The organism is Rathayibacter sp. AY1A4 (assembly GCF_002930955.1).
Taxonomy (GTDB): domain Bacteria; phylum Actinomycetota; class Actinomycetes; order Actinomycetales; family Microbacteriaceae; genus Rathayibacter.
The window spans coordinates 1-20,438 of record NZ_PSTN01000015.1 but is presented as its reverse complement, the minus strand read 5'-3'; the positions used below and the strand labels follow the sequence as shown (position 1 = coordinate 20,438).

Sequence of the window (20,438 nt, the reverse complement as noted above, 5' to 3'; positions counted from 1 at the left end):
CGCGGGGGATGGGAGAACGCCGGGAGGAGGAATGACCGTGCTCCGCTCGCGGTTGCCGCCCGGAGTGCGCCGCAGGTGCACGTGCCTCCCCCCTCAGGGCAGCCCCCTGAGACAGCTCCGTAGAAAGGCGATCCCGTGGATCCGTTCTCCCCCCTCACCGCCGGCGACCTCGACCTCCCCAACCGCATCGTCCTGGCACCGATGACGCGACTGCGCTCCGACGAGCAGGGCGTGCCCGGCGCGATCGTCGCCGAGTACTACGCCCAGCGCGCGAGCATGGGCCTGCTGATCAGCGAGGGCGTCTTCCCCAGCGCCGAGTCCAAGGGCTACGCCGGGCAGCCCGGCATCGAGACCGACGCGCAGGCCGCGGGCTGGCGCGCCGTCGCCGACGCCGTGCACGCCGCGGGCGGGCGCATCGTCATGCAGCTGATGAACGCGGGCCGCGTCTCGCACACCGAGATCACCGGCACCGACCGCATCGTCGCCCCGAGCGCCGTCGCCATCGACGGAGAGGTGCACACCCCCTCCGGCAAGAAGCCGTTCCCGGTGCCGCACGCGCTGACCACCGAGGAGCTGGCGACCGTCCGCGACGAGTTCGTCGCCGCCGCCCGCCGCGCGATCGACGCCGGCTTCGACGGAGTCGAGGTGCACGGCGCCAACGGCTACCTGCTGCACGAGTTCCTCTCGCCCGTCTCGAACGTGCGCACCGACCAGTACGGCGGGACCCCGGCCGAGCGCGCCGCGTTCCCGCTCGAGGTCACCCGCGCGATCGTCGACGAGGTCGGAGCGGGCCGCGTCGGCATCCGCCTCTCGCCGGCCCACAACATCCAGGACGTCGTCGAGACCGACGCCGACGACGTGCGCGCCACCTACGAGGCCGTCGTCGACGGGCTCGCCCCACTCGGCCTGGCCTACCTCAGCGTCCTGCACGCCGAGCCCGCCGGCGAGCTGGTCCAGGACCTCCGCTCGCGCTTCGACGGCGTCTTCATCGCCAACAGCGGCTTCGGCTCGCCGACCAGCCGCGAGGAGGCGACCGAGCTGATCAGCGAGGGCCACGCCGACGCCGTGGCCGTCGGCCGCCCGGCGATCGCCAACCCCGACCTGGTCGAGCGCTGGCAGGGCGGGCACCCCGAGAACGAGGTCGTCCAGGAGACGGTCTACGGCGGAGGAGCCGAGGGCTACACCGACTACGAGCCCCTCTCGGCGTAGTCGCGACTCACGCGGAAGGCCCGCTCCCTCGAGGTGGAGCGGGCCTTCCGCGTACCGGGGGGATCAGCTCTCGCTGCCCCGGCTCTTCAGCTCGGACTCGATGCGGGCGTCCTGCTCGGGCGAGAGCTCGTGGTCCTCGTCCTCCGGGCCGGCCGTCTCGCCGACGCGGCCCTCGCCGAGGGCGTGGATCGAGGTGATCTCGTCCTCGAGCGCGGCGTCGCGGTCGTGCTCGCTCACGAGCCGGTCTCGATCTCCCCGGCGGAGACGGCCTCGGCGTACTTGCGGAGGTCCGGGCCGGGCTCGAAGTCGATGAAGCGGTCCTTGAGGCGCGCGTTCAGCTCGGCGAACACGTCCTCCCAGGGCTCGCCCTTCTTGCTCGTCGCGAGGTCGAGCACCGCCTCGCGGAGGACCCTGTCCGAGTCCTCGAGGATCTTGTCGCGGGCTTCGTCGTTCCAGCGGATGTCCTGTGCGTCCATGCTCCGACCGTAGGCGCGGGGCCGGGGCGCCCCAAGGACTTGCGGGCGGGGGGCGGGAGGCGTAGGAGCCCCCGCCGCTCCGCGCTCAGGAGAGCGCCGGCAGCACCTCGCGCTCGAACAGCTCGATGCCGGACCGGTCGTAGGCGGCGTCCGGGAAGTAGAGGATGCCGTAGTCCATCCCGCGCGACTGCATGCCGGCGAGCCGGTCGACGATCTGCGCGGGAGTGCCGACCGCGAGCGCGTCGGGGCTGCGGTACTCGGCGACGAAGGACGCCGCTCCCTCCGCGCCGAGGTACGGGACCACGCGCTCCTCGAGACGCTGCAGCGCCGCCTCGACCTCCGCCTCCGTCTCGCCGATCACGACGTTGTAGTTCGAGCTCCGGGTGATCGCCGAGAAGTCGGTGCCCAGGCGCTCGCAGTGCCCGCGGAGGACCGAGCTCTTGTGGTCGAACGCCTCCGGGGTCCCGGCGAAGTTCGTGTACTGCGCGTACTGGGCCGCGATCCGCAGCGTGACCTTCTCGCCGCCGCCGGCGACCCACAGCGGGATGCCCCCCTCCTGCAGGGGCAGCGGCCGGTTCTGCGCGCCGTCCACCTGGTAGTAGCGGCCGTCGAGGGTCGCGGACCCGGTCGTCCAGGCCTGCTGCAGGATCTGCACGCCCTCGTCGAGCCGGCCCAGCCGCTCGGCGATCGGCGGGAAGCCGTAGCCGTACGCGCGCCACTCGTGCTCGTACCAGCCGCCGCCGATGCCCATCTCGACCCGCCCGCCCGAGACGATGTCGACGGTCGTCGCGACCTTGGCGAGGTAGGCGGGGTTCCGGTAGCCCATGCAGGTGCACATCTGGCCCAGCCGCACGCGCGACGTGGTGGCGCCGAACGCGCTCATCAGCGACCACGCCTCGTGCGTCGCCTCCTCCGTCACCTGCGGGACGGTGTGGAAGTGGTCGTAGACCCAGATCGACTCCCAGGCGCCGTCGTCGGCGTGCCGGGCGAGGTCGCTCATGGTGCGCCACTGGTCGGCGGCCGGGACGCCGACGAGGTCGTGGCGCCAGCCCTGGGGGATGAAGAGTCCGAATCGCATGCCGCCGACCCTAGGGCGGCCCGGCCCCCGAGGTCGAGGGGGTCGCGGTGCTCGCGTACGCTTCCGACCGATGCTGACCTTCACAGAGGATCTCGGACTCCCCGTCCTCGCGCTGATGATCCTCGCCGCCTTCGCGGCCGGCTGGATCGACGCGGTCGTGGGCGGCGGCGGACTCCTCCAGCTCCCCGCCCTGCTCCTCGTGCCGGGGATCTCGCCCGTGCAGGCGCTCGCCACGAACAAGCTGGCCTCGATCTTCGGCACGACCACCAGCGCGATCACCTACTACCGGCGTGCGAAGCCCGATCTGCGCACCGCGCTGCCGATGGCGGCGGTCGCCCTCGCGGGCAGCTACGGAGGCGCGACGCTCGCCGGCCTCCTCCCGGCCGCGGTGTTCAAGCCGATCATCGTCGTCGCGCTGATCGTGGTCGCCGTCGTGACGATCGCCCGCCCGGCACTGGGCAGCGTCACGGTGCTCAAGCACGCGGGCCGGCGCCACCTCGTCACGGCGGCGGTGCTGGGACTCCTGATCGGCTTCTACGACGGCCTGATCGGACCGGGCACCGGCACCTTCCTGATCATCGCCCTGATCACCGCGCTGGGCTACGACTTCCTGCTCGCCAGCGCCAAGGCGAAGATCGTCAACGTCGCGACCAACCTCGGCGCCCTGCTCTACTTCGTGCCGGGCGGGCACGTGATCTGGCTGCTGGGCCTCCTGATGGGCGCCGCCAACGTGGCGGGCGCCTACCTCGGCTCGCGGATGGCCGTCGCTCGTGGCAGCCGCTTCATCCGGGTCGCGTTCCTCGTCGTGGTCGGCGCCCTCATCCTCAAGGTCGGCTCCGACGTCTGGACCGAGAACCTGGCGCCGCTGCTGCGCTAGCGCGGGCTGGGGACCGAGCCGCGGAACGAGGACGGGACCCCCGCCGCAGCAAGGGGTCCCGTCCTCGTTCCGATCGCTCGGCGCTCCGCTCCGCCGACCTCAGCCGAAGGGGATCGAGCCGACCAGCACGCCGACGGCGAGCATGACCAGCGAGACGACGACCGCTCGCCACAGCACCTTGCGGTGGTGGTCGCCGAGGTTGACCGCGGCGAGGGAGACGAGCAGGAGGATCGCCGGGACCAGCGGGCTCTGGAGGTGCACCGGCTGCCCGGTGATGGAGGCGCGCGCCATCTCGACCGGCGAGATGCCGTAGTTCGCCGCGCTCTCGGAGAGCACGGGGAGGATGCCGTAGTAGAACGCGTCGTTCGACATGAAGAAGGTCATCGGGATGCTGAGCACGCCGGTGATCACGGCGAGGAACGGGCCGAGCGCCGGCGGGATCACCGCGACGACCCACTCCGCCATGGCGTCGACCATGCCGGTGCCGTTGAGGACGCCGATCAGCACACCGGCCGCCAGCACCATCGACACGACGCCCACGATGCTCGGCGCGTGCTTGACGATCTCGGCCGCCTGGTCCTTCATCTTCGGGAAGTTGATCAGGAGGGCGACCGCGGAGCCGACCATGAACACGTAGGGCAGCGGCAGGATGTCGGCGACCAGCAGCGTCATCACCGCGAGGGTCAGGACCAGGTTCACCCAGATCAGCTTCGGGCGCAGCGTCTCGCGCTCGGGGTCGAGCATCGTATCGGCCATCGCGGTGTCGGCGTCGTCGGCCTGCACGCGGGCGGCGACCGCCACCTGGGCTCCGCGCAGGGCCTGGGGACCGCGGAGGAAGGAGAAGCGCTCCCGGGCGACGGTGCGGATGCCCCCGGTCAGGGCCGCGAGGCCGCCGGTGCGGGCGCCGCCCGAGCGGGAGGAGGAGCCGCGGCCGGCGCCGACGAGCTCCTGCTCGAGCATCGGCTCGGCCAGCGCGAGCGAGCCGAGGCGGCGGCGCTCGCCGAGCCCGAGGAACCAGGCGAAGACGAGAGTGACGGCCAGGCCCACCGCGAGCGACGGGAGCATCGGCACGAAGATCTCGCTCGGCGAGACCTGGAGGGCCGCGGCGGCGCGCACCGTCGGTCCACCCCAGGGGACGATGTTGAGCGTGCCGTTGGCCAGGCCCGCGACGCAGGTCAGCACGACCGGGTTCATCCCCAGGCGCAGGTAGATCGGGAGCATCGCGGCGGTGGTGACGATGAAGGTGGTCGAGCCGTCGCCGTCGAGCGAGACCGCACCCGCGAGCAGCGCCGTGCCGAGCACGACCTTCGCCGGGTCGTCGCCGAGCGCGCGGACGATGAAGCGGATCAGCGGGTCGAAGAGCCCGACGTCGATCATGATCCCGAAGTACATGATCGCGAACATCAGCAGCGCGGCCGTGGGCGCGAGGCTGCCGATCGCCTCGAGGACCATGTCGCCGATGCCGAGGCCGGCGCCCGCGAAGAGGCCGAAGATCGTCGGCACGACGATCAGGGCGACCATCGGCGTCAGCCGCTTGGTCATGATCAGGGCCATGAAGGCCAGGATCATGGTGAAACCGAGTACTACCAACACAGCTGACTCCTTCGTCCAGTGCCTCCGCCCGCGCTCGGCGGGAGAGCCGGCCGGGAGATGGTGGAAACCCTAGGCAGCTCCGCGTCCGGCGCCGGGGTATCGCTCATTACGGCGACATCTGCGCATAGTGTGGCTTCTGCGCATTCTGCGCACGACGACGGCGAGGAGGCCCCGATGCGCTTCGCGACCCACGTCCTGGTCCTGCAGCTCGCCACGGTGTCGGCCGCCGTGCTGGTCTGCGCGGGGCTCGTCACCGCGCTCAGCATCCAGCAGCTGCGCGGCGAGGCGGAGGGCACGGCGCTCGCCATCGCCCGCACCGTCGCCGAGGACCCCGACGTGCAGGACGCGGTCGCCGCGTCCTCCGCCGTGCCCGGCGCTCCCGCCGCCTCGGAGCTGCGCGGCGGACCGCTCGAGGACGTCGCCGCCGCCGTCGAGCAGCGCACCGGCGCGCTCTTCGTCGTGATCACCGATGACCAGGGCATCCGCCTCGCCCACCCCGACGAGGACCGCCTCGGCGAGCGGGTCTCGACCAGCCCCGACGAGGCGCTCGCCGGGCGCGAGAGCGTCTCGTGGGGCACCGGCACGCTCGGCGAGTCGGCACGGGCCAAGGTCCCGGTCTTCGCCGCGGGGGAGCAGCGGGTCGTCGGCGAGGTCAGCATCGGCTTCGCGCGCTCCAGCGTCTTCACCGACCTGCCGACCGCGCTGCTCGGCGTCCTCGCCGCGGCGCTCGCCGGGCTGGTGCTCGCCGCCGTCGCCTCCGTCTTCATCCGCCGCCGCCTGCTGCGCCTGACGCTCGGCCTCGCCCCGGAGGAGCTCACCTCGCTCGTACAGGACCAGGCCGCCGTGCTCGACGGAGTCGACGAGGGCGTGCTCGCGCTCGACCGCGACGGGCGCGTCGGCGTCTGCAATGCGCGGGCCGCCGCGATCCTCGGCTCCGACGATCCGACCGGGCGGGCGCTGCACGGGCGGCCGCTCGCGGAGCTCGACCTGCCCGTTCCGCTGGCCGACGCGATCGGCGCCGCGCTGGACTCCGTCGAGCCGCCCCGCCCCGGGGGCGAGGAGGGCTTCGTCGTCCGCTCCCGCATCGTCTACGTCGACATCCGCCGGGTGACCCGCGGCGACCGCGACCTGGGCGTGGTGGTGGTGCTGCGCGACCGCACCGACCTCGCCGCGCTGAGCCGGCGCCTCGACGCGGTCGGCGCGATGACCAACGCGCTCCGGGTGCAGCGGCACGAGTTCGCCAACCGCCTGCACGTGGTCGCGGGCCTGCTGGATGCGGGGCGGACCGCGTCGGCGCGCGACTACCTCGACGAGGTGCTGACCCGCGGCCCGCTCAAGTACCCGGTGCAGCACGCCGACCGGCTGCAGGAGCCGTACCTCCAGGCGCTCGTCGGCGCGAAGGGGATCGAGGCGGCCGAGCGCGGCGTGCTGCTGACGCTCGGTGAGGAGACGCTGGTGCGCGGCACCGTCGTCGAGCCGGAGGACGTCGCCACGGTGGTCGGGAACCTGGTGGACAACGCGGTGCGCGCGGCGGTCGAGGGGCGGCGCGACGTGCGCTTCGTCGAGGTCGAGCTGCTCGACGACGGCGACGCGCTCTTCGTGACGGTCGCCGACTCCGGCGACGGAGTGCTCGATCCGGACTCGCTGTTCGACCGGGCCGGCGCGGGCGACCCCGTCGAGGACGACGGTCGCGTGCACGGCCGCGGCTTCGGCCTGCCGCTCTGCCGCGAGGTGGCCGCCCGGCGCGGCGGCGAGGTCTGGCTGGCGGACGCCGGCGGAGCGGAGTCGGGGGCCGTGCTGTGCGCGCGCCTCCCCGGAGCGGTGCGGCCGCCGGAGCAGGACGGGGACGGGTCATGAGCGCGGACACGGCGCGGGAGCGCACGGTGCTGGTGGTGGACGACGACTTCCGGGTCGCGCAGCTGCATGCGGACCTGGTCGAGGCGCGGCAGGGGCTGACGGCCCTTCCCCCGGTGCACACGGCGCGCGCGGCGCGGGCGGCCGTCGCCGAGCACGCGCCCGATCTGCTGCTGCTCGACGTGCACCTGCCGGATCAGAGCGGGATCGCGCTGCTCCGCGAGCTCGACACCGACGCGTTCGTCGTGAGCGCCGCCTCCGACGGGGCGACGGTGCGGCGCGCCCTGCACGCGGGAGCGCTCGGGTACCTCATCAAGCCGTTCGAGGCGCGCCTGCTCGGCGAGCGCCTCGACGCGTACGTGCGGTTCCGGAACGTGCTGCGGGAGGACCGCGCGGCCGATCAGGAGGCGGTGGAGCGGGCGCTGCGCATCCTGCACTCGGGCGACGCGACCGCCGCGCAGCCCTCGCGCTCGGCGACCGAGCAGCTCGTCCTGGCGCGCCTGGCCGAGTCGGGCGCCGAGCTGTCGGCCCTCGAGGTGGCCGAGCGCGCCGGCATCTCGCGTGCCACCGCCCAGCGCTACCTCTCGGGTCTCGCGGGCCGCGGCCTCGTCGAGATGACCCTCAGCTACGGCACCACCGGCCGCCCGGAGCACCGCTACCGCGCCCGCTGACCCTCCGCGAGCGGAGTCCGCGCTCGAGCCGGCGGGGCGTTCTCGGCGGTCGGGACCCGCTCTCGGGGACCTGAGCGCCTAGGGGAGCTGACTGCGGAGCACCGGCGTGCGGTGCTCGGTCGAGCCGAACGGGGGATCCGCGTGTCAGCGGATCCTCCTAGGCGGTCGGGACCCGCTCTCGGAAACCCGACCGCCCGTGGGAGCCGACTGCGGTGCGCCGCCCTGCGGTGCACGAGACGGCCCGTCGAACGGGCGATCCGCGTGTCAGCGGATCGTCGTAGGCGGTCGGGACCCGCTCTCCGGGACCCGACCGCCTAGGGGAGCCGACCGCGGTGCGCCGCTCCGCGGCGCACAGGACGACTCAGTGCGTCGCGTCGACGTCCGCGCCCGCGGCCTCGGCCACGCGGCGGCGCTCGGCGGCCTCGGCGGCCATGCGGCGGCCCTTGGGGCTGACGAGGGAGGCGATCACCGTGATCACGAGGACGCCGATGATGACCGAGAGCGACAGTCCGGTGCCGATCTCGAAGACCTCCACGTGCTCGCCGTTGTTGATGAACGGCAGGTTGTTCTCGTGGAGCGCGTGCAGGATCAGCTTCACGCCGATGAAGGCGAGGATCGCGGCGAGGCCGATGCTGAGGTAGACGAGGCGGTCGAGCAGGCCGTCGATGAGGAAGTACAGCTGGCGCAGGCCCAGAAGCGAGAACGCGGTCGCCGTGAAGACGAGGTACACGTCGCTGGTGAGGCCGAAGATCGCCGGCACGCTGTCGAGGGCGAACAGGATGTCCGTTCCGCCGATCGCCGCCATGACGAGGATCATCGGCGTGAGGACCTTCTTGCCGTCGATGTGCGTGTAGAACTTGTCGCCGTCGTACTGGTCGCTCGTCTTGAAGATCCGCTTGGCCAGGCGCACCATCACGTTGTCGCTGGAGTGGTCGTCGCCCGGCTTGACCAGGTTGAACGCGGTCAGCAGCAGGATCAGGCCGAAGATGTAGAAGACCCAGGCGAACGAGTTGATCAGTGCGGCGCCGAGGAAGATGAAGCCGGTGCGGGCGATCAGCGCGAAGACGATGCCGAAGAGGAGCACCTTCTGCTGGTCGGCGCGGGGCACCTTGAAGCTCGCCATGATGATGAGGAAGACGAACAGGTTGTCGACCGAGAGGGCCTTCTCGGTGATGTACCCCGCGAAGTACTCCGATCCGGGTGTCGCTCCGCCGAAGACGAGGACGCCGAGCCCGAAGAGCACGGCGATGCCGACGTAGAGCGCCGACCAGATCGACGACTCCTTCAGCGTGGGCTCGTGGGCCTTCCGGACGTGGAAGAAGAAGTCGAAGAGCAGGAGCAGGACGATGAAGACGATCGTCAGGGTCCAGATCAGGGGCGATACGGTCATGAAGGGGCTGGCCTCGCTCGTGAAGGGGGTCGGGGGACGGTCGCGGGGGTCGCTCGTCAAGGGAAAAGGTAGCGAGGCACCGTGACGAGCAGGGTGCCCGCCGATGGATCGTGAGTATCTTCTCAGTTCTCAGCGCGTCCCTCGCGCCCAGCGGCCGGAGCGCCACACTGGTCACCATGACCGGCGCCGCTGTCGACAGGACCTTCCAGGACGCCTCCGGCGTCGTCATCCACTACCGCTGGTGGCCGCACCCCTCGCCCCGCGCGATCGTGCAGCTGGCCCACGGGGTCGGCGAGCACTCGGGGCGCTACGTCGAGCTGGCGGAGGCGCTGGTCGCCGCCGGGTACGCGGTCGCGGCGGACGACCACCGCGGGCACGGCCGGACCGGCCTCGAGCAGCACGGCGGCGACTCCTCCCGGCTCGGACTGCTGGGTCCGGGCGGCCTGCGCGCGACCGAGGCGGCGATCCTCCGGCTGACGGAGCTGCTCGCGGAGGAGAGCCCGGGAGTGCCGATCGTGCTGCTCGGCCACTCCTGGGGGTCGCTCATGGCACAGCGGATCGTCGACCACCACTCCGGCGCCTACGCCGCGCTCGTGCTGAGCGGCACGGCCTACCGCCTCCCCGGGCACATGAACGCGGGCGACCTGGCGAAGCGGCACCGCGTCGCCGGTGGCCTCGGCCTCGAGTGGCTCTCCCGCGACCCGGAGGTCTGGCAGCGGTTCCACGACGACCCCCTCACCTTCACCACGCCGCTCGCGAAGCGGATCGGGCTGGTCGAGACCCTGCGGCTGGTCGGCCGCCCGAAGCGCGGGCCCGAGCATCCGCTGCCCCTGCTGCTGGTCGTGGGCGCCGACGACACCCTCGGCGGCGAGCGGTCGGTGCGCGCGCTCGCCCAGGCCTACCGGCGGCGGGCCGGGTACACGGACGTCTCGGTGCGGGTGTACCCGGAGGCGCGGCACGAGCTGTTCCAGGAGCTCAACCGGGCCGAGGTCACGGCCGATCTCGTGGAGTGGCTGGGCGAGCGCTTCCCCGCCCCGGCTCGCGCCTAGGCTGGCGTCATGCATGGCGAGTACAAGGTCCCCGGCGGAAAGCTCGTGGTCGTCGACCTCGACGTGGTCGACGGGAGGTTCGCCGGGTTCCGCCTGGCGGGCGACTTCTTCCTCGAGCCCGACACGGCCCTCGACGACATCGACCGCGCGGTCGTGGGCCTCCCGGCCGAGACCGACGCGAAGTCCATCGCCGCCGCCATCCGGCAGGCGCTCTCGGCCGACGCGGTCCTGCTCGGCTTCACGCCCGAGGCCGTCGCGGTCGCCATCCGCCGCTCGCTGCAGAAGGCGACCAGCTGGCGCGACTACGACTGGCGCATCGTGCACGACCGGGCCGTCCCTCCCGCGACCCACCTGGCGCTCGACGAGGTGCTGACCGCCGCGGTCGGCGAGGGCCGTCGCGAGCCGACGCTGCGGATCTGGGAGTGGGACCAGCCCGCCGTCGTCATCGGCAGCTTCCAGTCGCTCCGCAACGAGGTCGACCTCGACAACGCGGCGAAGTACGGCGTCGACGTGGTCCGCCGCATCTCGGGCGGCGGCGCGATGTTCATGGAGGCGGGCAGCGTCGTCACGTACTCGCTCTACGTCCCCGGCGACCTCGTCCAGGGGCTGACCTTCGCCGACTCCTACGCCTTCCTCGACGAGTGGGCCGTCAACGCGCTGCAGTCGCTCGGGATCGACGCGGTCTACCAGCCGCTCAACGACATCACGTCGCCCTCGGGCAAGATCGGCGGCGCCGCGCAGAAGCGCCTGGGCTCCGGCGCCGTCCTCCACCACGTGACCATGAGCTACGACATCGACGCCGAGAAGATGGTGCAGGTGCTGCGGATCGGCCGCGAGAAGCTCTCGGACAAGGGCATCGCCTCCGCCGTGAAGCGCGTCGACCCGCTGCGCAGCCAGACCGGGCTCAGCCGCGCCGAGATCATCGAGCGGATGAAGGCGACCTTCGTGCAGCTGCACGGCGGCGAGGCGGGGACTCTGACCGAGGAGGAGTACGCGGCGGCGGAGGAGCTGGTGCGGACGAAGTACTCGACTCCGGAGTGGCTGCGGCGCGTCCCCTGACCGGCGGGTCCGGGGCGGCGGTCGCCGGCGCGTGGACCCGGAGTGGAACGCGGCGGGCCGGTCCGGCGGGAGCCCCTCAGCTCGCGAGGAGCTCCTGGTAGTCCGGGTGATCGGCGATGAACTCGGCGACGAACGGGCAGGCCGGGACGATGCGCCCGCCGAAGCGCTCGTGCGCGTCGTCGAGGGCCGCCTCGACGAGGGTCTCGCCGAGGCCCTCGTGGCGGTGCTCGGGCGCGATCTCGGTGTGGAGGAAGACCACGTCGCGGCCGCGGACGGCGTAGTCCGCGACTCCGACGGTCTCGCCGTCGAGCCAGAGCGTGTAGCGGGACGAGTCCTCGTCGTGGCGCACCTCGGAGATCATCGCGCCACTCTACGCCGGAGCCTCCCGGCACCCGTCGAGCGCGGGCGCGAGGCGCGGAGCGTGTCGCCGGGCTCGCGCGCACTGGCACAATTGCCGGGTGCCCAGGACGATCCAGATCGCGGACGGCGTCCCGGAGTCGCGGAGCGCGGTGTTCCACGCCGACAACCTCGAGGTCCTGCCGCAGCTGGCCGACGGGGCCTTCACCGTCGTCTACCTCGACCCGCCGTTCAACACGGGCCGGGCGCAGGTGCGCACCTCGACCACCTCGGTGCGCTCCACCACTGGCACGATCGCCGGCTTCAAGGGGCGCAGCTACGAGCGGATCCGCGGCGACCTGCTCCGCTACGACGACCGCTTCGACGACTACTGGTCGTTCCTCGAGCCGCGTCTGGCCGAGGCGTGGCGGCTCCTCGCCGACGACGGCACCCTCTACCTCCACCTCGACTACCGCGAGGCGCACTACGCGAAGGTGCTGCTCGACGCGCTCTTCGGCCGCGAGTGCTTCCTCAACGAGATCATCTGGGCCTACGACTACGGAGCGAAGGCCACGCGCCGCTGGCCGACCAAGCACGACACGATCCTCGTCTACGTGAAGGACCCGCGCGGCTACCACTTCGACTCCGCCGCCGTGGACCGCGAACCGTACATGGCCCCGGGCCTGGTGACCCCCGAGAAGGCCGAGCGCGGCAAGCGGCCGACCGACGTGTGGTGGCACACGATCGTCTCGCCGACCGGCCGCGAGAAGACCGGGTACCCGACGCAGAAGCCGGAGGGGATCCTCCGCCGCATCGTGCAGGCGTCCAGCCGTGAGGGCGACGCCGTCCTCGACTTCTTCGCCGGTTCCGGCACGACCGGCGCCGTCGCGCACGCTCTCGGCCGCCGCTTCGTCCTCGTCGACGAGCACGCCGACGCGGTCGCCGTCATGCGCCGCCGCTTCGCCGCCCTCGACCCGGCGCCGCTCTTCCTCTGACGCGGGCCCTCTCGACTCCTCAGACGTCGCCGTCCTCGCTCGCCACCCCCCCCGCGACTCCTGCGCACCCGTGCGGAATCGGCGAATAACCTGCCTCCGGGTCCACGACGGGGTCTGCTGAACGTGGCCGAGCGACTGCCGGCGCGCCCAGAACACGGAAGTCGCGGTACTCGAGAGCGAGTACCGCGACTTCTGCGTACTCGCGGGCCGGGGTCAGCTGCTGGCGCGGACGACCAGCGACGTCGGCATCAGCGTGCGGTGCTCCACGGGGAGCCCCTCGATGCGGGCGGTCAGCAGCTCCACCATGCGGGCGCCGAGCTCGTCGGGGAGCTGGCGAACGGTGGTCAGCGCGGGGACGGCGTTCCGCGCGAAGAGATCGTCGTCGAAGCCCACGACGGACACGTCCTCGGGGATCCGGCGGCCGGCCTCGCGGAGGGCGGCGTAGGCGCCGACCGCCATCTGGTCGTTCGCGGCGAAGACGCCGTCCAGGTCGGGGTCGCGGTCGAGGAGGCGGCGCATCGCCTCGGTGCCGCTGGCCGGCGAGAAGTCTCCCCACTCGACGAGGTCGTCCGCGAGGCCGGCGTCGGTGAGTGCGCCGCGCCAGCCGATCAGGCGGTCGACGCCCGGCGGCATGTCGGCGGGGCCCGCGATGGTGGCGATCCGGCGCCGGCCGCGCTCGATCAGGTGCGCGGTGGCGACGGCGGCACCTTCCGTGTTGTCCACGTCGACGAAGTAGGAGCCGCGCTCGTCGGGCGAGAGCGGTCGGCCGCCGAAGACGATCGGCAGCGTGCCCGAGAGCGCCGCGTAGGAGTGGTCGCCCGAGTGGTGCGAGACCACGAGCGCGCCGTCGACATTGCCGCCGAGCAGGTACTGCCGCGTCTTCTCGCCGTCCGTCTCGGACGCGATCAGCATCGAGAGCGTGTAGTCCGTGTCGGCCAGGCGCATCGCGGCGCCCTGCACGATCGAGGCGAAGAACGGGTCCGCGAAGACGCGCGCGGTCGACTCCGGCACGATCAGCGCGATCGACTGCGTGCGCCGCGAGGCGAGCATCCGCGCCGCGTGATTGGGCACGTAGTCGAGCTCGCCGATCGCCTTCTCGACGGCGGCCACGATCTCGGCCGCCACCTGCGGGGCGCCGTTGACCACCCGCGAGACCGTCGCGCGCGAGACTCCGGCCCGCGCCGCGACCATCTCGAGGGTGGGGGGGCGGCCCCCGCCGCGGACGCCCGTCGGCTCGCTCACGGGTCAGTCCAGGATCGCCGCGGCGCTGCCGCCGAGCAGTCGGGAGTAGACCAGGCCCGAGTCCTTCACGATCCGCTCCTGCGTGTCGTAGTCGACGCGCACGATGCCGAAGCGCTTCTCGTAGCCCCAGGCCCACTCGTAGTTGTCGAGGAGGGACCAGACGAAGTAGCCGCGGACGTCGGCGCCCTGGTCGATCGCGTCGGCGACCTTCTCGACGTGGTCGAGCACGTACTGCGTGCGGTCCGCGTCGTGCACGCGGCCGTCCTCGACGACGTCGTCGTAGGCGGCGCCGTTCTCGGTCACGTAGAGCGGAGGGAGGTTCTCGTACTCCAGGCCCAGGCGGGTCAGCAGGTAGCGCAGCCCGTCGGGGTTCACCTCCCAGTCCATCGCGGTGCGCGGCAGACCGCGCGACGGGAAGGTGATGGACTCGGAGCCGACCCAGGGGGAGCCGACCTCGCGGTCGGTCGCCTGGGCGAAGTCGTCGGCTCCGGCCGGCAGCGGATGCGCAGAGACGTTGTCGTCGTGGTAGTGGTTCACGCCGAGGAAGTCGAGCGGGAGCGAGATGAGATCGAGGTCGCCGTCGACGATCAGCTCGTCGAGCCCGAGCCCGGCGACGTCCTCGAGCAGGTCCTCGGGGTACTCGCCGCGCAGCAGCGGGTCGAGGAAGATCCGGTTCTGGAGCGCGTCGAAGCGGCGTGCGGCGTCGAGGTCGGCCTCGTCCTCGGGGTCGTCGGGGACGGCGTTCGAGAGGTTGAGCGTGATGCCCAGGTTCTGCGCTCCGAGCTGCCGGAGCGTCGAGACGGCCAGCCCGTGGGCGAGGTGCGTGTGGTGCACGGCGGCGAGGGCCTTCTGCTGCGAGATCACGCCGGGGGCGTGCACGCCCGCGCCGTAGGAGAGCAGGGTCGAGCAGAACGGCTCGTTGAACGTCGTCCAGTGCTGCACCCGGTCGCCGAGGCTCTCGTAGACGGCCTCGGCGTAGTCCCGGAAGCGCTCGGCGGTGTCGCGGTTCGCCCAGCCGCCGGTCTCCTCGACGGCCTGCGGGAGGTCCCAGTGGTAGAGGGTGAGCCACGGCAGCACGCCGGCGCCGAGCAGCTCGTCGACCAGGCGGGAGTAGAAGTCGAGGCCCTCGGGGTTCACGGCGCGGTCGCCCGGCTTGACGCGCGCCCAGCTGACCGAGAAGCGGTAGGAGCCGAGCCCCAGCTCCTTCATCAGCCGCACGTCCGCGGGCATCCGGTGGTAGTGGTCCACCGCGACCTCGGGGGTGTCGCCCTTCGCGACCGCTCCGGGTACGCGGGAGAACGCGTCCCAGATGCTGTCCTCCTTGCCGCCCTCGTGGCCGGCGCCCTCGATCTGGGCGGCGGCGGTCGCGGATCCCCAGAGGAAGCCGGCGGGCCAGTCGCGGACGGCGAGCCGGTCGGCGCGGGCGATCTGCTCCGAGAGGCTCGGGGTCGCGGGGGAGGGGGTGGGGGCGGCGCTCATTGCGGACTCCTTCGGCAGCGGTCCGACCATCCTAGAGCCCCGGTGGAGCGCTCTCTCGCCCCGGAACGCGGGATATCGCGCCCCGGACGACCGCGAGGCGCCGCCTCCCCGTCCGGACACCGCAGCGAGGGCGGTGTCCGGACGGCGGAGGCGGCGCCTCGGAGGGGAGGAGCGGAGCGCAGGACGCGGTCCGTCGGCGCTTCCCGATCAGGCTCGGTGGGCGCCGTGCCCGTCGCGCGGAGGAGCGGTGCGGATCGAGTCCGTCCGGACGTCCGGCTCGATGCTGCCCGCGGCCAGGTCGGCCCCGGCGCGCGCGGCCAGCTGCGGGTCCGTGCGACGCAGCTCCTCCGCGCTGTCCTCGGCCGCGAGGTCGTGCGCCTCCTGCATGGCCGACTTCGCGCGCAGCGGCGGGGTCTTGAGGAACCACGAGAGCACGAAGGCCAGCAGGACCACGCCCAGCGCGACCTGGAACACGGTCACGGTCGCGTCGTTGAACCCGGTCAGGAACGGGGCCGACAGGGCGCGGTCCGCGGTGTTCAGGAACGACGTGTCCCCGTCGAGCGCGGAGCCGATCGCGGCGGTGTCCTGCGACTGCAGCAGCTTCAGGATCCCGGCGTTGGCCGGGTCCGCGGCCACGGCGGGGTCGGTGGCGGCCCGCTGCAGATCCGCCGCGAGCGCCGGGTTCTTGAAGGCCGCGGCGATGGTGTCGGGGATGCGGCTGAACAGCACCGAGAAGATCACGGCGGTGCCCAGGGTGCCGCCGATCTGGCGGAAGAACGTGGAGGCGCTGGTCGCGACTCCCATGTTCGCCACGTCGACCGAGTTCTGCGAGGCCAGGGTGAGGGTCTGCATCATCTGCCCGAGCCCGAGGCCCAGCATCAGCATCCCGCCCATCATGAAGATCACCGGCTTGTCGATCGTCACGAAGGTGAAGTAGAAGAACGCGGCCGACATCAGGAAGGTGCCGACGATCGGGAAGGCGCGGTAGCGGCCCGTGCGCGAGATGATCTGACCCGAGACGATCGAGGCGATCATCAGGCCGAGGATCATCGGCAGCATCAGGAAGCCGGACTCGGTCGGCGTGGCGCCGTTCACCAGCTGCAGATACAGCGGGATCGCCATCATGCCGCCGAACATGCCGAAGCCGACGAGGACGCCCAGCACGGTCGCCATCGAGAAGGTCGGCGAGCGGAAGAGCTTGAGGGGGATGAGCGCGTCGTCGCCCATCATCCGCTCGGCTGCGATGAAGCCGATGACGCCCAGTGCGCCGACGATGTAGCAGACCCATGCGATCGGCGAGCCCCAGCCCCACTCGCGGCCCTGCTCGGCGATCAGCAGCAGCGGTCCCGCGGCGATGACGACGAGGGAGGCGCCCCACCAGTCGATCCGCACCGAGCGCTTGCCGGCGGGCTTGGGCAGGTGGAGGAACCGCACGACGATGAAGAGCGCGACGGCGCCGATCGGGAGGTTGATCAGGAAGACCCAGCGCCAGCCGGTGATGAAGAGGATCTCGGGGGTGCCGGCGAGCAGGCCGCCGATGAGCGGTCCGACGACGCTGGAGATCCCGAAGACGGCCAGGAAGTAGCCCTGGTACTTGGCGCGCTCGCGCGGGGGCAGGATGTCGCCCATCACCGTGAGCGCGAGCGACATGAGCCCGCCGGCGCCGAGGCCCTGCACGGCGCGGAAGCCCGCGAGGCCGAGCATCGAGGTCGAGAAGCCGGCGAGCGTCGAGCCGATCAGGAACAGCACGATCGCGATCAGGTAGAGCGGGCGGCGTCCGAAGATGTCGGAGAGCTTGCCGTAGATCGGCGTCGCGATCGTCGAGACGATCAGGTAGGCGGTGGTCACCCACGCCTGCTGCGAGAGGCCGTCGAGGTCGTCCGCGATGGTGCGCATCGAGGTGCCGACGATGGTCTGATCGAGCGAGGAGAGGAACATCCCCGCCATCAGGCCGAAGATGACGAACAGGATCTGCCGGTGCGACATCACGGCGCCGGACGGCGTCGAGGTCGGAGCGGATGGAGCGGAGGCGGAGTCGGCCACGGTGGTCCCCTTGTCTGGCGGACGCGTCCAGGCACGGCGATCCGCCGCAAACGTTGCGTGCTGCGCAAAGTTACACCGCGTGCGGAGAGCGCGACAGAGCGTCCGGCGAGCCTGAACGGGATCTCAGGGCCGCCGTGCCGAGGCCGTGCGTCAGGCCGGAGCGGGGACCGCCTCGTCCGCCCAGCCGGCTTCACGGAGCGCCGCGCGGGCCTCGGCTCGGGCCGAGTACGGCGTGCGCACGCCGAGGATGTCGCGGTAGTTCTGGTGCCCGGGGCCGGCCCAGAGGATGGCGTCGCCCTCGTGCGCCAGGGAGACGGCGACGCGGATGGCGCGCTTGGGGTCGTCGACCTCGTGGATCTCGGCGTCCGGACGTGCGGCGCGGGCGGCCTCGACGAGGGTGCGCCGGATCGAGGCCGGATCCTCGAAGCGCGGGTGGTGGTCGGTCACGACCAGCACGTCGCTGCCCAGGACGGCGGCTTCGGCCATCGCCGGGCGCTTGAGCGCGTCCCGGTCGCCGTCGGCGCCGAACACCATGATCACGCGGCCCGGAGTGATCTCGCGGACGGCCTCCAGGGTGCGGGCGAAGGCGTCGGCGCTGTGGCCGAAGTCGACGTACACCGTGGGGCCGCGGTCGCCCGAGACGCGCTCGGTGCGGCCGGGGAGGGAGGCGTCCACTCCGCCGTCCCGGTGCAGCGCGGCGCGGATCTCGCCGATCGGCCGACCGGACTCGATCAGCATCACGATCGCCAGTCCGGCGTTCGCGGCCATGTGGGTGCCGATGATCGGGACGGAGGTCGTGATGGCACGGCCCTCGCGGTTGCCGATCCGGAAACGGGTGCGGCCGAACTCCTGCTCGAGCACCGTCACGGTCCAGTCGGCGTCGACGCCCGGGAGGGAGGTGATCGTGGTGACCGGCACGCCGGCGACCTCGACGAGGCGCGCGCCCGCGGGGGAGTCGAGCGAGACGACGGTCCGGCGCGCGCGATCGGGCTGGAACAGCTGGGCCTTCTCGCCGAAGTAGGTGTCCATGTCGCCGTAGTCGTCGAGGTGGTCGTGGCTGAGGTTCGTGAAGCCGGCGACGTCGAAGACCACGCCGTCGACGCGGTGGCGGGTGAGCGCCTGGGCGCTGACCTCGATCGCGGCCGCGCCGACGCCCTCCTCCTCCATGCGGGCGACGAGCGCGTGCAGCTCCGTCGCCTCCGGGGTGGTCAGGCCGCTGGTCACCGAGGTGTCGCCGATGTGACGCTCAGCGGTCGAGCTGAGGCCGGGCACGACGCCGAGCTGGCGGAGGATCCCCTCGAGCATGTGGACGGTCGACGTCTTGCCGTTGGTGCCGGTCACGCCGAGCAGCACGGGGGAGCGCTCGGCCGTCCCGTAGACGGCGGCGGCGACGGCGCCCAGGCGGGAGCGGGGGTCGTCGACCACGAGGACGGGCAGACCGGTCGCGCGCGCGGCGTCGGCGCCCGCGGTGTCGGTCAGCACGGCGGAGGCGCCGCGGGCCACGGCCTGCTCGACGAACTCGGCCCCGTGGCAATTGACCCCGGGCAGGGCGACGAAGAGGTCGCCGGGCTCGACGTCGGAGGCGATCAGCGTCACTCCGCTGATCTCGGCCGTCAGGCCGCCCTCGTCGCCGATCTCGAGCGTCCGAGCGAGGGCGGCGAGAGGGACGGAGGGTGCGGTGAGGGGTCGGAGCATGGGGTCCTTCCATCGACGGCTCCGTGGGGGGCCGTGCGGCCGAGGGGGCGGTCGCACGCGGAGTCGTGGCTGTCACTCAAGCTAGGGGGTCTGCTTATGTGAATCCTTAGAGGATATGCGCGACCCGCGTGGAGGGGCACGGGTGGACAGAACCGATCGCCGGTGCTTCAGCAGATGCGCAGGAACGGGTCTGTCTAGGCTCGGAGGATGACGTCGAACGAGAACGAGCCGACCGATGGGCGCCCCGTCCGCCGCCGAGCCCTGGTCATCGGGGGTGTGGCCGCCGCGGCGGGCCTGACCGCGCTGGGGGTCGGAGCCGCCATCGGGAACGGAGCGCCGGCGCCCTCGCCGACCCCCTCGACGGCGCCGCCCGCTCCGTCGCCCTCCGCCGCCGCGACCACGTCGGCGCCCACAGCGGAGCCGACCGCCACTCCGACTCCCACACCCACTCCCACCGCCTCCGGGATCGACCTCACCGCGCAGTCCGTCGACGACCCGGCGAGCACCTGGGTCGTCGTCAACAAGCTGCGGACGCTCGCGCCGGTCGACTACGTCCCCGCCGACCTGACCTTCCCCGACGTGCCCTACGTCAACCGGCAGCCGATGCGCCAGGCGACCGCGGACGCCCTCGTCCCGCTCTTCGCCGCAGCCCGCTCCGAGGCCGGCCTCTCGCTGGCGGTGCAGAGCGCCTACCGCTCCTACGACACCCAGGTCAGCGTCTACGCGGGCTGGGTGTCCTCGCGCGGGCAGGCGGGAGCGGATGCGACGAGTGCGCGCCCGGGGCACAGCGAGCACCAGACCGGCTGGGCGGTCGACGTGGTGGGAGCGTCGGGCGCGTGCGCGCTCGAGATCTGCTGGGGCGACACTCCGGAGGGGCAGTGGGTCGGCGCCAACGCCCATCGCTTCGGCTTCCTCGTGCGCTACAAGCCCGACACCACTCCGATCACGGGGTACGAGTCGGAGCCGTACCACCTACGGTACGTCGGGACTCAGCTCTCCGGGTACCTGCACGACTCCGGCATCGAGACGCTCGAGCGCGCCTTCGGCCTTCCGGATGCGCCCGATTACGCACCGGGGACCACTTCCTAGGCGGTCTAGCGATCACAGACGGACACGATCGGGCGTGACACGCGCCGCTCGTTACCGTACTGTTATTCGGAGCGCTTTCGGAGGCCCGTCTGACGGGTCTCCCACCCCCGCCTGGTGACATAGCCGCTTCCCCTGCTCCCGAGCCCGGTCCCCCGCCGAGCCGCCGACCCGTGAGACCTCTCTGTGCCCCTCCACGCGGGTCGCGCATATGCTCTAAGGATTCACATAAGCAGACCCCCTAGATTGAGTGACAGCAACGACTCCGCGTGCGACCGCTCCATCGGCCGCACGGCCCCCCACGCA

The 20,438-nt window shown here is 72.2% G+C and carries 18 protein-coding genes; 8 read left to right on the top strand and 10 right to left on the bottom strand.

The annotated features are described in order from the left end of the window. The first annotated feature begins 135 nt into the window (after positions 1 to 135). A complete protein-coding gene (locus C5B92_RS10295) occupies positions 136 to 1,209 on the top strand; it encodes an alkene reductase (protein WP_104238614.1) in 1,074 nt (357 codons plus the stop codon). Between the two features lie 63 nt (positions 1,210 to 1,272). Here C5B92_RS10295 and C5B92_RS17310 read toward each other — a convergent pair whose 3' ends face one another. From C5B92_RS17310 to C5B92_RS10285, 3 genes are all read right to left on the bottom strand, one after another. Next, positions 1,273 to 1,446 (bottom strand): hypothetical protein, encoded by a 174-nt coding sequence (locus C5B92_RS17310; RefSeq protein ID WP_160035225.1) that lies wholly within the window; start codon positions 1,444 to 1,446, stop codon positions 1,273 to 1,275. Beyond that, entirely contained in the window at positions 1,443 to 1,685 is a 243-nt protein-coding gene (locus C5B92_RS10290) for a hypothetical protein (RefSeq protein ID WP_068251275.1), read from the bottom strand. Before C5B92_RS10290 ends, C5B92_RS17310 begins: the two co-directional genes overlap by 4 nt. Before the next feature lie 85 nt (positions 1,686 to 1,770). Then, on the bottom strand, positions 1,771 to 2,763 hold the full coding sequence (locus C5B92_RS10285) for an LLM class F420-dependent oxidoreductase (RefSeq protein ID WP_104246861.1): 993 nt from the start codon (positions 2,761 to 2,763) through the stop codon (positions 1,771 to 1,773). A gap of 70 nt (positions 2,764 to 2,833) precedes the next feature. Here C5B92_RS10285 and C5B92_RS10280 point away from each other — a divergent pair, with 70 nt between their 5' ends. Further along, positions 2,834 to 3,640 (top strand): TSUP family transporter, encoded by an 807-nt coding sequence (locus C5B92_RS10280; RefSeq protein ID WP_104223862.1) that lies wholly within the window; start codon positions 2,834 to 2,836, stop codon positions 3,638 to 3,640. A 99-nt stretch (positions 3,641 to 3,739) separates the two neighbouring features. Here the strand turns inward: C5B92_RS10280 and C5B92_RS10275 are convergent, their stop codons facing one another. Then, on the bottom strand, positions 3,740 to 5,209 hold the full coding sequence (locus C5B92_RS10275; RefSeq protein ID WP_104233156.1) for a CitMHS family transporter: 1,470 nt from the start codon (positions 5,207 to 5,209) through the stop codon (positions 3,740 to 3,742). A gap of 198 nt (positions 5,210 to 5,407) precedes the next feature. On the opposite strand from C5B92_RS10275, the gene C5B92_RS10270 reads away from it, so the two are divergent. Together C5B92_RS10270 and C5B92_RS10265 are read left to right on the top strand one after the other, a co-directional pair. Then, positions 5,408 to 7,090 (top strand): sensor histidine kinase, encoded by a 1,683-nt coding sequence (locus tag C5B92_RS10270; RefSeq protein ID WP_104256683.1) that lies wholly within the window; start codon positions 5,408 to 5,410, stop codon positions 7,088 to 7,090. Next, entirely contained in the window at positions 7,087 to 7,758 is a 672-nt protein-coding gene (locus tag C5B92_RS10265; RefSeq protein ID WP_104223865.1) for a response regulator, read from the top strand. Before C5B92_RS10270 ends, C5B92_RS10265 begins: the two co-directional genes overlap by 4 nt. Positions 7,759 to 8,119: 361 nt before the next feature. On the opposite strand, the gene C5B92_RS10260 is transcribed toward C5B92_RS10265, so the two are convergent. Next, entirely contained in the window at positions 8,120 to 9,148 is a 1,029-nt protein-coding gene (locus tag C5B92_RS10260) for a TerC family protein (RefSeq protein ID WP_104223866.1), read from the bottom strand. A gap of 176 nt (positions 9,149 to 9,324) precedes the next feature. Between C5B92_RS10260 and C5B92_RS10255 the strand changes: the two genes are divergently transcribed. After that, on the top strand, positions 9,325 to 10,197 hold the full coding sequence (locus tag C5B92_RS10255; protein ID WP_104233159.1) for an alpha/beta fold hydrolase: 873 nt from the start codon (positions 9,325 to 9,327) through the stop codon (positions 10,195 to 10,197). Positions 10,198 to 10,206: 9 nt separating this feature from the next. Next, positions 10,207 to 11,256 carry a biotin/lipoate A/B protein ligase family protein gene (locus tag C5B92_RS10250; protein WP_104256678.1) on the top strand — a complete coding sequence of 350 codons (1,050 nt, stop codon included), beginning with the start codon at positions 10,207 to 10,209 and terminating at the stop codon, positions 11,254 to 11,256. Between the two features lie 76 nt (positions 11,257 to 11,332). Here the strand turns inward: C5B92_RS10250 and C5B92_RS10245 are convergent, their stop codons facing one another. Then, a complete protein-coding gene (locus C5B92_RS10245) occupies positions 11,333 to 11,617 on the bottom strand; it encodes a GNAT family N-acetyltransferase (protein ID WP_104238619.1) in 285 nt (94 codons plus the stop codon). Between the two features lie 97 nt (positions 11,618 to 11,714). Here C5B92_RS10245 and C5B92_RS10240 point away from each other — a divergent pair, with 97 nt between their 5' ends. After that, on the top strand, positions 11,715 to 12,587 hold the full coding sequence (locus C5B92_RS10240) for a site-specific DNA-methyltransferase (RefSeq protein WP_104225160.1): 873 nt from the start codon (positions 11,715 to 11,717) through the stop codon (positions 12,585 to 12,587). 213 nt (positions 12,588 to 12,800) lie between these two features. Here the strand turns inward: C5B92_RS10240 and C5B92_RS10235 are convergent, their stop codons facing one another. The 4 genes from C5B92_RS10235 to C5B92_RS10220 all read right to left on the bottom strand — a co-directional run bounded on the left by C5B92_RS10235 (position 12,801) and on the right by C5B92_RS10220 (position 19,046). Next, entirely contained in the window at positions 12,801 to 13,778 is a 978-nt protein-coding gene (locus C5B92_RS10235; protein WP_104350365.1) for a LacI family DNA-binding transcriptional regulator, read from the bottom strand. A 54-nt stretch (positions 13,779 to 13,832) separates the two neighbouring features. Next, complete coding sequence (locus tag C5B92_RS10230) at positions 13,833 to 15,308, bottom strand: GH1 family beta-glucosidase (RefSeq protein WP_104256679.1); 1,476 nt, start codon at positions 15,306 to 15,308, stop codon at positions 13,833 to 13,835. Between the two features lie 207 nt (positions 15,309 to 15,515). Next, positions 15,516 to 17,294, bottom strand: a complete 1,779-nt coding sequence (locus C5B92_RS10225) for an MDR family MFS transporter (RefSeq protein ID WP_104226227.1) — start codon at positions 17,292 to 17,294, stop codon at positions 15,516 to 15,518. Between the two features lie 207 nt (positions 17,295 to 17,501). Further along, on the bottom strand, positions 17,502 to 19,046 hold the full coding sequence (locus C5B92_RS10220) for a Mur ligase family protein (protein WP_104256680.1): 1,545 nt from the start codon (positions 19,044 to 19,046) through the stop codon (positions 17,502 to 17,504). A 207-nt stretch (positions 19,047 to 19,253) separates the two neighbouring features. Here C5B92_RS10220 and C5B92_RS10215 point away from each other — a divergent pair, with 207 nt between their 5' ends. Beyond that, on the top strand, positions 19,254 to 20,135 hold the full coding sequence (locus C5B92_RS10215) for a D-alanyl-D-alanine carboxypeptidase family protein (RefSeq protein WP_104256681.1): 882 nt from the start codon (positions 19,254 to 19,256) through the stop codon (positions 20,133 to 20,135). Positions 20,136 to 20,438: the final 303 nt, after the last annotated feature.